Genomic DNA, 14,587 nt, shown 5'->3' on the forward strand with positions numbered 1-14,587 from the left:
CCAAAAACTTGAGGAGTCTATTTTCAATGCACCCAAACAGCAAACTACTTTTTCAAAAATATGCCAAGTCCTTATTCAAGGATAATATGAGAGTTCTAGAAATTGGACCGGAGGGACATCCATCAACTTACCAAGAAATAGTGGGAAATGACACAATCACTTGGGAAACCCTAGATATGATATCGAATGAAGAATTAACCTATAGAGTAGATAGTGAGTATGCTTATCCGATTGCCAGTGAGACCTTTGATATCATTATCTCAGGTCAGGTAATAGAACATATTAGAAAAGTTTGGCTTTGGGTCGAAGAGTTATCTAGGATCTCTAAAGTAGGAGGTAAAGTCATTACAATTGGTCCTGTAAGCTGGCCTTATCACGAAGCCCCTGTTGATTGCTGGAGAATTCATCCAGAAGGGATGAAAGCTCTTTATGAACATGCAGGGCTTAACGTTGAACTGAGTATATCGGAAACGTTAGAAGTCACATCAACGGCCAGTAGACGAATGGTTCCAGCAACATCATTTATCCCACAACCTATCTATAAAAGTGTCGTGAAGAGATTATTAGGGTGGCCAATTCCTTACTCTATCGATACAATTACAATCGGGGTTAAAGAATTTGAATCGGGGAAAAATTAACGTTTTACCAAGACCAAGTGGTGGAGAGTTTTTATGTTAGGTAAAATCTCGCGTAGTTATGCTGTTATGCAATTGACAAGAAGGTACTTTCGCCCAAGTCAGGTACCAGAAACTTGTAATTACTATATTAATGGGGTTCAGAGAACTATTTGTGGTCAATATGCTCTTACTATGCTAATGGCAATTGTGCTAAATGATTGCTATGGACTTAAACGGTTTAAGTCCATAGATAATATTGTTGATATTGGAGCCAATATTGGTGTTTTTTCAGTTCATGCGGCTACTCTCTTCCCTCAAACTAAAATTTACGCTTATGAACCTTGTTCGCAAGTACTGCCTGACTTAGAGAAAAATTTACAGGACTTGAATGTGGAAATCTCTTCTTATGCTGTGGGACGAACTACTAAAAAAGTAAACCTCACTTTCCAAGAAGATTTGACCGCTTCTTCTATCTTAATGACAGGAGAAGATTCATCTCAAAAATCTCAGTGCCAGATGATTGCTTTTGATGAAGTTACTGCTCAATTAGGAGGAAGTATTGGCTTGCTCAAGCTGGACTGTGAAGGATCTGAATATGAAATACTGAAATCTATTTCCTTGGAAAAAGTAAAATATGTTGTAGGAGAATTTCATACGTGTCAAAGTGGATATCCAGAATTAGGGCTAGAACTGCTTAAAGAACGTGGATTTGTGATAGATAATTGGACTCCATTTCCAGATGGTAAAGCTGGTGAATTTTGGGCAAGCAATATTCGGAATACTCCCCAGGAGAAAGCTTGGTTAGTATAGTTTTCTATGGTGCGATCATGTCTAATCACTCAGAAAAAATCACCCTAAGTGTCGCTTTAGTCACTCGGAACCGCCCAGAACTCTTAAGTCAATGTTTAGAAAGTTTGCGATCGCAAAGCATTCAGCCTTTTGAAGTAATCGTTTCCGATGATTCCGATCTGGAAATTGCACCGGAAATAGAAGCGATAGCAAAGGGTTGGAACTGTCAATATATTACCGGCCCTCGTCGAGGTTTACAAGCTAATCTTAATAATGCAGTTGACGCTTGTCACGGAACCCATGTTCGTATAGTTAATGACGATCATACATTTCCTGAAAATCATTTTAAAATCATCCAAAATCTATTAGAGTCCGATCCTAATAGCATTTGGACTTTAGGTGAATATTGTGAAATTCCTGGAACTCAATCTCTCTTCCAGTTACCAGGAGAAATTCAACCTCGTGGCTTTCACAAACCCATAGAGAATTTTGATGACTGTATGGGGATTAGCGGTGGAGCTTCTATTTATCCTAGGAAAATATTTGAGTACCACCACTTTTTAGAAGCTTTTGGATATGTTTGTGATTTAGAGTTTGGCCCCAGGCTAAAAGCGTTAGGGTACAGAATCAGGTACTGTTCAGAAACTCACGTCATTCACCAAACACCTATCATTATCCGAGATCCTAAAATGCTGTGTAAAGGTCACTTCCTTTTATCGTATCTCACTTACGCTTTCTATTTGCCAAATTTTTTGAAAAAATCTGAGTGTTTAATTTATTTTTGGTGGATTGCATTTCTAGGTTCTATAAATATCCGAAAAGCTGGTTTTACTTTTGTTGATTACCAGAAAACGAGAGAACTGGGTCAAAAGTATGGAAAACTATTTCAAACAGGAAAATACAACCAAATATTTTAAAATATATATAATTCTCAAGAAAAATTTTGATTTATTCAATAAATTAGTTTATGAAAATATTGTCAATAAGCAACTGTCCCTTGGCTGAAAACTCTGGTTCAGGATATGTGATTACAAACTTTTGTTATGGCTTGCAACAACGAGGCCATGATGTAGATTTGTTTGGACCAGATTCTTACGAAGTTCTAAAGTTTTTTAAAGGTAGAGCTACTCATTATCGACAAACGATTGGTATGTTTTTATTTACAAAACGACAATTAACCAAGAAAAATTATGATATAGTTGAATTTTATGGTGGAGAATCTTGGTTAATTGCCAGACTATTGAGTAGAAGTAGAAACAAAAATAAGTTACTCGTTAGTCACTCAAATGGATTGGAAACATATTTTTATCAAACCTTAATTGAAGGTTCTCAGTACGGTTGGGTTGAAAATCCGTTGGCAAAATGGTATCAATTCAATCAAAGTGCTTGGTTCAAATATGCTTTTACCAGTGTGGATGCTATCGTAACGGTAAGTGAGAATGAACGCAATTATGCCGTTAAGCATCAATACCAGAATGAAGATAGAGTTATGGCGATAGAACCGTGCCTATTGAAAGATTATTTAGGATTAACAGTTGAATTTGAAAGAAAAAAAATTATAGGATATTGTGGTTCTTGGATCGCACGGAAGGGAACTAAAGTTATTAGTAGTGATATCCCTCGGTTGCTGGTGGATTTTCCAGACTGTGTTTTCCAATTAATTGGAGTTGGAAAATCGTTTAATAAAGAAGAATACTTTCCTCTAGAATTATGCTCTCGAATAGAAGTCATACCTTTTGTTGCCAATAAAGAAGAACTGAAAGAAATATATAAAAGTCTATCGATTCTAGTTGTCCCCTCCATATATGAGAGCTTTGGATTAGTCATGCCTGAAGCAATGGCTTGTGGTTGTGCAATTGTCGCAGCTAAAACTGGTTTTGTTGTTAGTCTCAAGAATAATCAAGAAGCGGTTGTTCTCGAACAGCCTTGTTCTCCATTTCTATATGAGGGAGTAAAACAACTTTTATTAAACGAATCATTGCGCCAGGAGATTGCCAAAAATGGATATCAACGGGTTCAATACTTACATTGGGATTGGGCAGTGAAGCAACTGGAAGCTCAGTATATAAGTTGGTTAGAAGAAGTTCGAAAGGAAAGTATTAAATGACTGAAAAAGAAATAAAAAATCAGCTAATAGCTTTACTTGGACAGCAACAAGCCTTAGCGGATGGAGTAGTAGACTATTGTACAAAATTGAAGCAGGCAATGGAAGGAGAAAATGTACAGTTAACACGGCAATGGGTGCCTTGGAAAGAACAAGGATGGTTGAGAGCGCTAACCTGGCTATGGCAAGAAAGTGAGAGTTGGTATGGACAATGGGTAATCGTTCAGTATACAGCGGCTGCTTGGTCTAAATTAGCATTACCTATCCTATTCATAGTTGTTTTACAACTTCTACGAATTCGTCAGATTAGAGTTGCTATTATGTTTCATGAAGTCCAGGGGTATCCTGGAAATAATTTAAAAGCCAAAATTAGGAGTGCGATCCAAGTTTGGACAATTCGCACTGCCATGGAAATGAGCGATCACTCAATTTTTAATATCGATCTAGAGCAATTAACCTGGCTCCCCGTTGCTTCATCTCAATGTACATTTATCCCTGTAGGTTCCAATATGCCGGAACCGGGCTTGATGACACTGAAGTCTAAGGCAGTCCCTTCTCAGAGGTATACAAAGACGGTGGTAGTATTTGGGATGACTAGTGTAGACATTACAGGAGATGAAGTTGAGGCGATCGCTGCTGCGATGTCCCAAACTGCGAAACATATTGATTCATTATGTCTGGTGACTCTAGGAAGAGGTTCAAAAGAAGCTGAACCAGAACTTAGAGAAGCTTTAAAGGATACTAACGTGGAGATTTCCGTTCTAGGGTTACTCAAGCCAGAAGAAATTACTCAAGCGCTCATGGAAGCAGATGTGATGTTATTTGTACGGGGTGAAATTTGCTCTCGTAAAACCACGGCGATCGCCGGATTAAGCTGTGGACTTCCTATTGTGGCTTATCAAGGCACAGAAACCGCTCATCCCATTCCTGAAGCAGGAGTTTTACTCGTACCTACAGGCGATCTCCAAGGTTTAGCCTCTGCATTGACACAAGTCCTTCAAAATGACAAACTATGGCTAGATCTCCATCAAAGGAGTCTCCACATTTACCAAAGCCATTTTGCTTGGGATGTAATTGCACAGCGTTTTATGGAAACCTTAAAACCATGATTTCAGAGAAAAAACGGGTATTATTAGTTTCTTCTCAACCCATTCAAAATCCAGCATCCCTACGCTTAATGGCCAAACATCCTAAATTGGATATCTTGGTCGCTTACTGCACTTTGCCGGAAGAAAAATTACATACTGATTCACTACAAAATAACCCTGAATATATTACCAAATCCGTTTTTGATATCCCCCTCCTAGAAGGTTATCCCTGGGTTTATATTCCCAATCGATCTCCTGTCCCTAATTTGGACCGTGCTTTTGGTCTAATCAACCCTGATTTGGTTAAATTAGTCCACGACTTTGATTGCTGTGTAGTTTATGGCCATAACTATGTCACGTTTTGGATGGCGATTGCTGCAGCCAAACTAGCGAAGAAAACTTTGATTCTCTCTACAGATGCCACCTATATAGAACCCATTTCTGGAGGGAACTGGAAAATTCCGATTAAGAAAAAAGTTTTACCCTTTCTCTATAATCAAATTGCTGATGCTGTGCTTGTACTTTCTACAGCCTCCAAACGATTCATTCATTCATTAGGTGTTCCTGAAGACCGAATTTTTATTACTCCCTATGTTGTCGATAATGACGTGATCGCTGAAACAGCGAGGAATTGTTCTCAGGGTACTATGCGATCACAATGGAATATTCCAGAAGATGCCACTGTAGTTGTCTTCTGTGCAAAATTTATTCCTCGAAAACGACCTCAAGACGTTATCGAAGCCTTTGCCAAGGCGAATATTTCTAATAGCTATTTACTGATGGTTGGAGATGGCCCCTTAGCAGATCACCTAAAAGCTCAAACAAAAGAGTTAGGAATTAAAGACCAAGTTTGTTTTCTGGGTTTAGTCAAATATTCCAACCTTCCCGAGGTTTATGCTTCCAGTAATATTCTTGCTTTTTCCTCAGAATATGAACCTTATGGGTTACCTGTTAATGAAGCCATGATTTGTGGTATACCCGTAGTCGTCAGCGATCGTATCGGTGCAGGTTACGATCTTGTAGAAGAAGGTAAAACTGGCTTTACCTACCCCTGTGGTGACATTGATGCCTTAACAGCTATCTTTAAACAAACTCTGACCCAACCTGACAAGCTTCGAGCTATGGGTATAGCAGCAAAAACTCGAATGGAAACCTGGTCACCTCGTGAAAATGTTGAAGGTTTAGTACAAGCCATTACAAAAGTTACCTCATTAGTCTAAATTGATTGACCCATGAAACTCCTGATTGCCTTAGTTGTTGTTAGTGTTATCTTTTATCTATCTTGTCTGGACTGGCGGCGATCAGTTAAATCCCTATTACTCCTGATTCTTCTAGAAGGTGTGTTGAGAAAATGGATTTTGCCTCAAGCGAGCGAATTGATTTATTTCCTAAAAGATATTGTATTATTCGGGGCATATTTTCAATATTATGGTCTGGCTAAAAATAAGTTACCCCAATTCAAAATTGAGTTTTTTAATATTTTCCTTCTTTTGTCATTTCTATGGTGTTTATTTCAAGTTTTTAACCCTAGTTTGGGATCTTTTGTTGTGGGGATTTGGGGACTGAAAAACTACTTTTATTATGTACCTATCATCTGGATGTTACCTAATCTATTCGAATCAGAAGCAGAATTCAAGGAGTTTCTAAAACAACAATTGATATTTGTTATCCCGGTAGGTATTTTAGGAATTATCCAATTTTTTAGTCCAGCATCTAGCCCCATAAACTCTTATGCGCCAGGATTGGAGCAATCTGGAGGAAATACTGCCCTATTTGGAGGTGGAGGGAATGTTAGGATTACAGGCGCTTTTTCCTATGTTAACACCTATATCCCTTACTTGTTATTTAACATAAGTATAGCCCTGATTTTTTTAGAAGAAAAGTTACAGCAAAAGGAGACACTCATTGTCATATCCAGTGGCATATTACTCATTTTAAACTCCTTCATGACCGGTTCTCGAACCATCATATTTGCGGTAGGATTGCTGTTGATTGGTTATTTTTCCATCAAGAGTATTGGACAGTTCAATAAAGTTTGGCGTATCCTTCAATGGACTCTACCTCCAACTCTAATTTTAGTAGGACTAACTCCTGTTATATTTGCATCAGAAGTTGAAACGGTATTCGAGCGGATATTATTAACTTCTGACTTAAGAATTCGCCTACTTTTATTTGTAATTGAACCCATTAATAACTTGCAATTTAAACACTTCGATAGTTTTGGTATTGGCTCCACTCACCAAGCAACACCTATATTGAGAAATATTTTAAATTTACCGATGGGTGAAATTATTCCCATAGGCTATGAATCGGAAATGGGGAGAATTGTATTAGAAATAGGGCCAATTGGTTTTATCCTTTGGTATGCATTAAAAATAGCAGTTATGGCTGCACTGTTTTCTTTGTACTGGAAACTGAAGCGTCCTTTTTTGCGAAATCTGGCATTGATTGCCTTTCTTATGCAAATTATTTGGTTACCGAATCAGCATGTTTTCCACATTACTTATAACGTTTACTACTGGTGGATGACTGGCTTTATCTATCTCCTACCTCATTTAGAAAAAATGGAAAATTGGCGAAAACAATATCAACAATATCAGATCGTCCATTCTTATGAACAGCTACCGTATTTCCCTGATTCATCCTACCGGTAACCCTAACTCTCGTGAAGCTGCTTTGGCTCTAGCAGAAGGTGGTTTTTTGCATGAAATTATTACCACGATCGCCTACAATCCTAGTTCTAGCATTGCTGACCTTCTCAATCGACTGCCAACAAACCTCAGAGAGAAGATCTCTCAAGAACTCAGCCGGCGTACCTGGATACCCCCAGAAGGGATTACGATGCACTGCTACCCAGGGTGGGAAATTCTTCGAGTCGCCTTAGTTCGTACAGGTTTACCCCGTCGCTTCGGTCTTAATAATCAGCAATTAACTGACTGGATTTATACTTCTATCGATCGCCAAGTTTCCCAATCTCATCTGGATGGACTCCATGCTATTTACGCCTATGAAGATGGAGCAGCTACTACATTTCAAGAAGCAAAAAAGCGAGGGATAATATGCCTATACGATCTTCCGATTCTCTTTTATCAAATGAGTCGAGATATTCAAGCACAAGAAGCTGAACGATTCCCCGACCTAGCTCCAGCCCTACAAGCTACGAAAGAGCCTGAGTGGAAACTCAGGCGTAAAGAAGAAGAAGTTGAGTTGGCCGATCGCATTTTTGTTGCCTCCTCTATCACTCGTCAATCCTTACTCAATTTTGGTGTAAAGTCAGAAAAGATCAGTGTTATTCCCTATGGTGCGCCTCTAGACTATTTCCGTCCCCAACCAAAACCTGACGATATCTTTCGTGCTCTCTATGTCGGTCGTGTTGAACCTCGAAAAGGGATTCACTATTTGTTGAAAGCTTGGAAAAATTTAAGGAGGTTGGATGCAGAGCTCTGTTTAATTGGTGTTAATGAATTTCCATCTGGATGGCTCAATAAATATCAAGATATGTTTAGATATATTCCTCCGGTTCCTCACTATACTCTCAATCAGTATTATAGCAGTGCTAGCGTCTTTATTTTTCCTTCTTTAGTTGAAGGATTTGGTTTAGTGATTCTAGAAGCTATGGCTTGTGGTATTCCCGTAATTACCACCCCGAATACAGCCGGTCCAGATATCATTACTGATGGAGTTGAAGGATTTATTATTCCTATTCGTGATAGTGACGCGTTGCAAGAAAAAATTGAATGGTGTATTGATAATCCTGTATCATTAAAAGCCATGGGAAAAGCTGCTCGTATAAAAGCTGAAAATTCAACGTGGAGTCAATATCGAAAAACACTCCAAAGTCAAGTGAGTGTTGTGTTGTCATAAATTCTTTTTTTTGCTATCATCTTAACAAGAGTGTACCCGCTCTACTTAAAAGAAATAACCATTGAATGAGGTGAAAATAAAGATGTGTGATCAATCTTGTATCGAATTCGCGAATAAAATTTTAAAGTCTGAAGATGTTCGAGGAAAATCAGTAATTGAAGTGGGTGCGTATGACATTAATGGTTCTTTAAGGTCTATGGTTGAAGCTTTAGAACCGTTGAGCTATAAAGGTGTGGATATTGCTATGGGGCCGGGAGTTGACGAGGTATCTAATGCTGAGGATTTGGTGAAGCATTACGGTGCTGAACAATTCGATCTATTGATTTGTACAGAAGTGGTTGAGCACGTACAAGACTGGCGTACGGTGATTAGCAATCTGAAAAATGTTTTGAAACCACATGGGATTTTGCTACTGACCACAAGATCAAAAGGCTTTCCTTACCATAGTGCTCCAGCGGATTACTGGCGCTATCAAATTTCAGATATGGAGATAATATTTTCTGATTTTTCTATAGAAGTTTTGGAGAAAGATCCAGATCAGCCTGGTGTTTTTATCAAGGCAAGAAAGCCAGAGAACTTCCAAGAAAAAGACTTAACAGATCACCTTCTATACTCCATTGTTAAGCATAAAAAACTGATAACTATCAATGATGAGGAAGTAAATCAGATTGATCGATATTGGAACGAGATAGAACTAGCCGTTAGGCGGAAATTGTCAATCTTATTACCTGAATCGACAAAAAGATTTGTTAAAAAGAAGATATTAAGAATTTTATAGGGGATAAGATCGTAAGTGAATCGCCAAAAAACAAAACAGTTGAAATCAGTGTTTTTGCACTTGTGGTTCCCTAACTTATTTGAATCAAAAGGTGGAATTCAGACATATTCTGCCTTCTTATTAAAGGCTCTAGAGAACTTATTCCCAGATATTAGCTATCATATTTTCCTAAAAAACGATAGGTACTATATACCCAGGTATATGGGTTCAGAGAATACTGTATTTTACTGTTCTGGGGTTTTACCAAAGAGGGTTCGCACTATAGTATTTGCTGCTCAATTACTAGGATATGGAATATGGCAAAATCCTGGATTGGCGATCGCCACCCATTGTAATTTTGCCATAGTTGCTTACTGGTTGAAAAGGTTCTTCGGGATTCCCTACTGGATTATTGCCCATGGTATAGAAGTTTGGAATATCGATCGCCCCAGCCTAAAAACCGCCCTCCAACACGCCGATCGCATTCTTGCCGTTAGTCACTATACCCGCGATCGCCTCATTCAAGACCAAAACCTTAACCCCACAACCCTTAAAGTTCTACCCAACACCTTCGACCAAGAGACGTTCCATATTACCCCAAAACCCTCCTACCTTCTAGAACGCTATAACCTCCAGCCTAATCAACCCATCATTCTCACCGTCGCTCGTCTCGATCCCAACGAACAATACAAAGGCTACGATCGCATCTTGCAGGCACTCCCCACCGTATTATCACACTGTCCCGATGCTCATTACCTCCTCGTAGGCAAAGGCGGCGATCGCGCCAGAGTCGAGCAAGTCATTCACTCTCTCGATCTGATCCATCACGTCACTCTCACTGGCTTTATTCCTGACGAAGAACTCTGCGACCACTATAATCTATGTGATGTCTTTGCCATGCCTAGTAAAGGAGAAGGATTTGGTATCGTGTATCTAGAAGCCCTAGCCTGTGGAAAACCCACCTTGGGTGGAAATCAAGATGGGGCAATTGATGCCCTGTGTCATGGCGAACTGGGAGCCTTAGTTAACCCGGATAATATAGAAGAAATTGCCCGAAACCTAACTCAAATCCTCCAGAAAACCTATCCTAATCCTCTCATGTACCAACCCGAGGTATTACGGCAAAAAGTTATAGAAATTTACGGGTTTGAACGCTTCAAACAAACACTCAACCAGCATCTATCGGAATTTTGGCAGCAAACAGGAAACACACCCAACAGAAGTTGACAATCTAATCATTGCCTTCAATGGCTTGAGCAAAAGTGAAGCCAGTAAGCTAATTATTCCGGATTATCTGAAACAGGGTGGTAAAGATGGATAGTGCCACCTTTCACAGAAATAATATGAATCTCAATAAAAATCAATCTCAGGAAGGAATTTGTTTACACATAGGTTGTGGAATCAAAGTTGTAGAAAGATGGAAAAATATAGATAGTTCTCCTAGTTTACGGTTGTCTAAATTCCCCTTTGTTGGCTCTAGTATTTGTCGTTTAATAGGCGCTCCAAATTGGCCAGAAATCGCCCAGTGTGGAGATGTTTTAAAAGGGATAAATATTCCTAACAGTAGCTGTGATTTGATTTATGCTGCTCATGTTTTTGAACACTTGAGTTATATCGACTTTTCTCAAGCATTAGATAATGTTTATAACTATTTAAAGCCTGGAGGAATTGTCCGTATTATAGTGCCAGATCTAGAAAAATATATACAAACTTACATAAAAAATCGCTCGGATAATCAACGAGAACATCAAGCAGCTTTTGAATTTATGTACCATTCCTTTATAGGACATCAGGGAAGCCGTAGTCATATTTATCAGCGAATCAAGGAAATATTCTCCAATTACAGACATCAATGGATGTGGGATATTCCCTCATTAAAAACAGCATTTGCTAATCAAGGTTTTACTCAAATTCGTCAATGCCAGTATGGAGATTGGTTAGATTCAAGATTTGCATTAGTTGAAGTAGAAGAAGTTCATGTGGGTTCAATCTGTATTGAAGCAATTAAACCAACTGGAACTATCAAGAATGATAGTTGTGCTACACTCAAGTAGGCAATCATTAAGATATAAATCAGAGTTCATTAATCAATTATGTGTGGAATTGCCGGTTGTATCGGTTATCCAGAACGTGATCGCCTAGAAACAGCGATCGCGTCAGCGATGCGGAGCATTATCGCCAAAATGCAGAATGCCCTCAAACATCGAGGTCCCGATGACCAGGGACTCTACATTTCTGGCGATCGCCAAGCCGGTTTAGCCCATACTCGTCTCTCCATTCTTGACCTTAGTCCTGCCGGCCATCAACCCATGTCTACCGATCATGGGCGCTACTGGATCACCTTCAACGGCGAAATCTACAACTTTCGTCAACTCCGAGAAACCCTGATCGCCCAAGGCGAAATCTTCCACTCCCAAACCGATACCGAAGTTATCCTCAAACTCTACCAAAAACACGGCTCCAACTGCGTCAACCACCTTCGAGGCATGTTCGCCTTCGCCATCTGGGACGACCAAGAAAAAACCGCCTTTCTCGCCCGCGATCCCCTCGGCATCAAACCCCTATACTACTGGCAATCCGGGTCAACCCTCCTCTTTGCCTCCGAACTGCGAACGCTCATCGCCTCCGGTTTACCCCCGAAAATCCTCAACCCCAAAGGACTGTATACCTATCTCATCAGTGGCTCCGTTTCTGAACCCGATACCCTAATTCAAGATATTAATGCTCTTCCTGCCGGTCATTGGCTGCAATGGAAAGCAGGGCAAACAACGCAACAACAATACTGGCAAATCCAGTTCAATCCCCAACCCATTCCCCCCACAGAAGCCAAAGAACAAGTTCGCCAAGCCCTGATTGACTCCATCAAATATCACTTTGTCAGCGACGTTCCCGTAGGTGTATTTCTCAGTGGGGGCATAGACTCCACCTCCCTCGTCGCCCTCGCTCGTCAAACCCAACTCGGTCAACTGCGAACCTACTCCATCGCCTTTGAAGAAAATCAATGGAACGAAGGCCCCATTGCTCAACGGATCGCCGAGACTTTTGAAACCGACCATACCGAGTATATCCTCACTTCAAAAGTCGCTCGGCAACTGATGAATCAGTTTATTGGGGCGATCGATCAACCCAGCATCGACGGTTTCAACACCTATTGCGTCTCCAAGATCGCCAGAGAACACGGTACAAAAGTCGCCCTATCCGGACTCGGTGGTGACGAACTCTTTGGCGGTTACAGCTCCTTTCAACAAGTCCCCAAAATGGTAGCTTGGGGAAAACGCCTCCAGTTCCTCCAACCCCTCAACCTTGGAAGACTCCTCAGTCAATGGACAAAAAATCCTAAACTGCAACGAATTAGCGACTTTCTCCAACATCCCCCCAACAGCTTCAACGCCTATCTCAGCTATCGCGGCATCTTTACCCATCCAGAAACCTTACAAATTCTCAATCACTTCTGCCCTCAGCAAGACACCTCTACTCTCAGACCCACTTTAGAAATTCCCCCTTGTCCCTCCCCAGAAGATGAAGTCAGCTTCTTAGAAATCAACCGCTATATGAGAAACCAACTTCTCCGCGATAGCGATGTCATGAGCATGGCATGGGGGTTAGAAGTTCGCGTTCCCTTCCTCGATCGCGTTATTCTAGACACCATTGACACCATTCCCCATTCCCTTAGACTCTCTCAAGGCAAACAACTCCTGATTCAAGCTGTCCCCGAACTGCCAGATTGGGTCATTAACAAACCCAAACAAGGATTTCTCTTTCCCTTCGATCGCTGGCTCAACGATCCAGAATGGAATGAACTCTTTCAGCTTAACTCCATTCCTCAACTCTCCCTTACTCCCTGGTATCGTCGCTGGAGTCTCGTTATTCTCCAGAAATGGTTATGCAATCTTGGTATTTCCCTCCCGTGAACAATCAATCTCTAAACATTCTCCATGTCATTCCCAGCGTCTCCCCTCTACGGGGCGGCCCCAGTTATGCTGTCATCAACATGGTTAAAGCCTTACGGAAACAGGGAATCAACGCCGAAATTGCCACCACCGATGATAACGGAGCAACAGGACAACCCCTAGATGTTCCTTTAGGAAAACGAACAGACTATCAAGGCGTTCCCATTTACTTTTTTCCTGCCGGAAGTTCGTCAGGTGCCAGCTTAACTCAAGATAGAGGCTTTCTCTTTTCTTGGCCCCTCACCCAATGGTTATGGAAGCATATCCAAGATTATGATTTGATTCATACCCATTATCTGTTTTCTTACGCTTCCACTTGTGCCGCTGTTATTGCCAAATACCACAAAACTCCCTATATTCGGCGCACGATTGGTCAACTCTCCCCTTGGGCTTTAGCTCAAAGTCGTGGCAAAAAACAACTCTATAGCCTTCTTATCGAACGGCACAACCTCAATCAAGCTGCCGCCATTCACTGTACCTCCGACGGAGAAGCCTTAGATGTTCGCAATTATGGCATTACCGCCCCTACCGTAACTATTTCCCTAGGAGTTGAAATCCCAGAAATCCAACCTGATGCTAAAGCTGAACTACGGAAAAAATATGATATTCCTTTAGACGCGCCGATTATTTTATTTCTCTCTCGCCTGCATTATAAAAAACGCCCGGATCTTTTAATCGAAGCCCTTCACCAAGTTAAATCTAAACATCCTAACATTTACCTTTTGCTTGCTGGTTCTGGAGATCCTGAATATATCCAAGAATTAAATCAATTACTCCATCAATTAGACTTACAAAAATGCACCCGGTTTACTGGTTTTGTTACGGGCAAAGATAAAGATTTAGTCCTTCAAGGCTCTGATATTTTTGTCCTTCCTTCCTTTTCGGAAAATTTCGGTATTGCCGTAGTCGAAGCCTTGGCTGCTGGTTTGCCCGCGATCGTTACCCCAGAAGTACAAATTGCTCCAGAGATTGAGCAAGCAAATGCTGGGTTAGTTGTCGAAGGCAATAGAGAATCTGTCGCGAGTGCAATTACTCAGTTACTGGACTCAGATAACCAGCAACTCGATCAGAAGGGTCAGACTTTAGTGAAACACTGCTATTCTTGGCCAGCCATTGCAGAAAAACTAGCTGACATTTATCTTCGTCTAATTCAGAAAAATATTAGATTATCCAATTAAGAAAAAAATGGACTACACCACTGACAAAGAGTTGGCTTGTCTAAAAGAATAAAGAGATTTTTGGGTTATGGGCGGAGAGAGACTCGAACTCTCATACCCGGAGGTGCCACATTTTGAGTGTGGTGCGTCTACCAATTTCGCCATCCGCCCTAGTATATAACTTTGTTATTATAACCTATCTTTTGATTTTGCAACACCTTTTGACTATCTTATATTTTAGGCAACTTCTCCATCTCCCCT

General features: G+C 40.6%; 13 protein-coding genes and 1 tRNA gene. 13 read left to right on the top strand and 1 reads right to left on the bottom strand.

The genetic code is table 11. The features are described from left to right. Positions 1-26: 26 nt before the first annotated feature. The 13 genes from PN466_RS15075 (at position 27) to PN466_RS15135 (ending at position 14,347) form a co-directional block, all read left to right on the top strand. Positions 27-638, top strand: a complete 612-nt coding sequence (locus PN466_RS15075; protein WP_271940468.1) for a methyltransferase domain-containing protein — start codon at positions 27-29, stop codon at positions 636-638. Positions 639-671: 33 nt separating this feature from the next. Continuing rightward, positions 672-1,427, top strand: coding sequence for an FkbM family methyltransferase (locus tag PN466_RS15080; protein ID WP_271940469.1), 756 nt, complete (start codon positions 672-674; stop codon positions 1,425-1,427). A gap of 17 nt (positions 1,428-1,444) precedes the next feature. Then, positions 1,445-2,323 (top strand): glycosyltransferase family 2 protein, encoded by an 879-nt coding sequence (locus PN466_RS15085; protein WP_271940470.1) that lies wholly within the window; start codon positions 1,445-1,447, stop codon positions 2,321-2,323. An 80-nt stretch (positions 2,324-2,403) separates the two neighbouring features. Next, positions 2,404-3,513, top strand: coding sequence for a glycosyltransferase family 4 protein (locus PN466_RS15090; protein ID WP_271940471.1), 1,110 nt, complete (start codon positions 2,404-2,406; stop codon positions 3,511-3,513). Further along, positions 3,510-4,619: a glycosyltransferase gene (locus tag PN466_RS15095; RefSeq protein ID WP_271940472.1), complete on the top strand. Its 1,110-nt coding sequence runs from the start codon at positions 3,510-3,512 to the stop codon at positions 4,617-4,619. Before PN466_RS15090 ends, PN466_RS15095 begins: the two co-directional genes overlap by 4 nt. After that, positions 4,616-5,818: a glycosyltransferase family 4 protein gene (locus PN466_RS15100; RefSeq protein ID WP_271940473.1), complete on the top strand. Its 1,203-nt coding sequence runs from the start codon at positions 4,616-4,618 to the stop codon at positions 5,816-5,818. Before PN466_RS15095 ends, PN466_RS15100 begins: the two co-directional genes overlap by 4 nt. Positions 5,819-5,830: 12 nt before the next feature. After that, positions 5,831-7,252 (top strand): hypothetical protein, encoded by a 1,422-nt coding sequence (locus PN466_RS15105; protein ID WP_271940474.1) that lies wholly within the window; start codon positions 5,831-5,833, stop codon positions 7,250-7,252. Continuing rightward, positions 7,212-8,462, top strand: a complete 1,251-nt coding sequence (locus PN466_RS15110; protein WP_271940475.1) for a glycosyltransferase family 4 protein — start codon at positions 7,212-7,214, stop codon at positions 8,460-8,462. Before PN466_RS15105 ends, PN466_RS15110 begins: the two co-directional genes overlap by 41 nt. 82 nt (positions 8,463-8,544) lie before the next feature. Further along, complete coding sequence (locus PN466_RS15115; RefSeq protein ID WP_271940476.1) at positions 8,545-9,240, top strand: class I SAM-dependent methyltransferase; 696 nt, start codon at positions 8,545-8,547, stop codon at positions 9,238-9,240. A 201-nt stretch (positions 9,241-9,441) separates the two neighbouring features. Then, positions 9,442-10,446, top strand: a complete 1,005-nt coding sequence (locus PN466_RS15120; protein WP_271940477.1) for a glycosyltransferase — start codon at positions 9,442-9,444, stop codon at positions 10,444-10,446. A gap of 86 nt (positions 10,447-10,532) precedes the next feature. Continuing rightward, complete coding sequence (locus PN466_RS15125; RefSeq protein WP_271940479.1) at positions 10,533-11,273, top strand: class I SAM-dependent methyltransferase; 741 nt, start codon at positions 10,533-10,535, stop codon at positions 11,271-11,273. Between the two features lie 39 nt (positions 11,274-11,312). Beyond that, on the top strand, positions 11,313-13,130 hold the full coding sequence (gene asnB, locus PN466_RS15130) for an asparagine synthase (glutamine-hydrolyzing) (RefSeq protein WP_271940481.1): 1,818 nt from the start codon (positions 11,313-11,315) through the stop codon (positions 13,128-13,130). Then, positions 13,103-14,347 (top strand): glycosyltransferase, encoded by a 1,245-nt coding sequence (locus tag PN466_RS15135; RefSeq protein WP_271940484.1) that lies wholly within the window; start codon positions 13,103-13,105, stop codon positions 14,345-14,347. Before asnB ends, PN466_RS15135 begins: the two co-directional genes overlap by 28 nt. Before the next feature lie 68 nt (positions 14,348-14,415). Here the strand turns inward: PN466_RS15135 and PN466_RS15140 are convergent. Beyond that, positions 14,416-14,497, bottom strand: a tRNA-Leu gene (locus tag PN466_RS15140). Positions 14,498-14,587: the final 90 nt, after the last annotated feature.

Source organism: Roseofilum reptotaenium CS-1145 (assembly GCF_028330985.1).
Taxonomy (GTDB): domain Bacteria; phylum Cyanobacteriota; class Cyanobacteriia; order Cyanobacteriales; family Desertifilaceae; genus Roseofilum; species Roseofilum reptotaenium.

Excerpts from the sequence above, each read along its gene's own strand:
- PN466_RS15075 (WP_271940468.1), top strand. The coding sequence starts at position 27 with ATGCACCCAAACAGCAAACTACTTTTTCAAAAATATGCCAAGTCCTTA.
- PN466_RS15080 (WP_271940469.1), top strand. The coding sequence starts at position 672 with ATGTTAGGTAAAATCTCGCGTAGTTATGCTGTTATGCAATTGACAAGA.
- PN466_RS15135 (WP_271940484.1), top strand. The coding sequence starts at position 13,103 with ATGCAATCTTGGTATTTCCCTCCCGTGAACAATCAATCTCTAAACATT.
- PN466_RS15120 (WP_271940477.1), top strand. The coding sequence starts at position 9,442 with ATGGGTTCAGAGAATACTGTATTTTACTGTTCTGGGGTTTTACCAAAG.
- PN466_RS15115 (WP_271940476.1), top strand. The coding sequence starts at position 8,545 with ATGTGTGATCAATCTTGTATCGAATTCGCGAATAAAATTTTAAAGTCT.
- PN466_RS15125 (WP_271940479.1), top strand. The coding sequence starts at position 10,533 with ATGGATAGTGCCACCTTTCACAGAAATAATATGAATCTCAATAAAAAT.
- PN466_RS15110 (WP_271940475.1), top strand. The coding sequence starts at position 7,212 with ATGAACAGCTACCGTATTTCCCTGATTCATCCTACCGGTAACCCTAAC.
- PN466_RS15105 (WP_271940474.1), top strand. The coding sequence starts at position 5,831 with ATGAAACTCCTGATTGCCTTAGTTGTTGTTAGTGTTATCTTTTATCTA.
- asnB (WP_271940481.1), top strand. The coding sequence starts at position 11,313 with ATGTGTGGAATTGCCGGTTGTATCGGTTATCCAGAACGTGATCGCCTA.
- PN466_RS15085 (WP_271940470.1), top strand. The coding sequence starts at position 1,445 with ATGTCTAATCACTCAGAAAAAATCACCCTAAGTGTCGCTTTAGTCACT.
- PN466_RS15100 (WP_271940473.1), top strand. The coding sequence starts at position 4,616 with ATGATTTCAGAGAAAAAACGGGTATTATTAGTTTCTTCTCAACCCATT.
- PN466_RS15095 (WP_271940472.1), top strand. The coding sequence starts at position 3,510 with ATGACTGAAAAAGAAATAAAAAATCAGCTAATAGCTTTACTTGGACAG.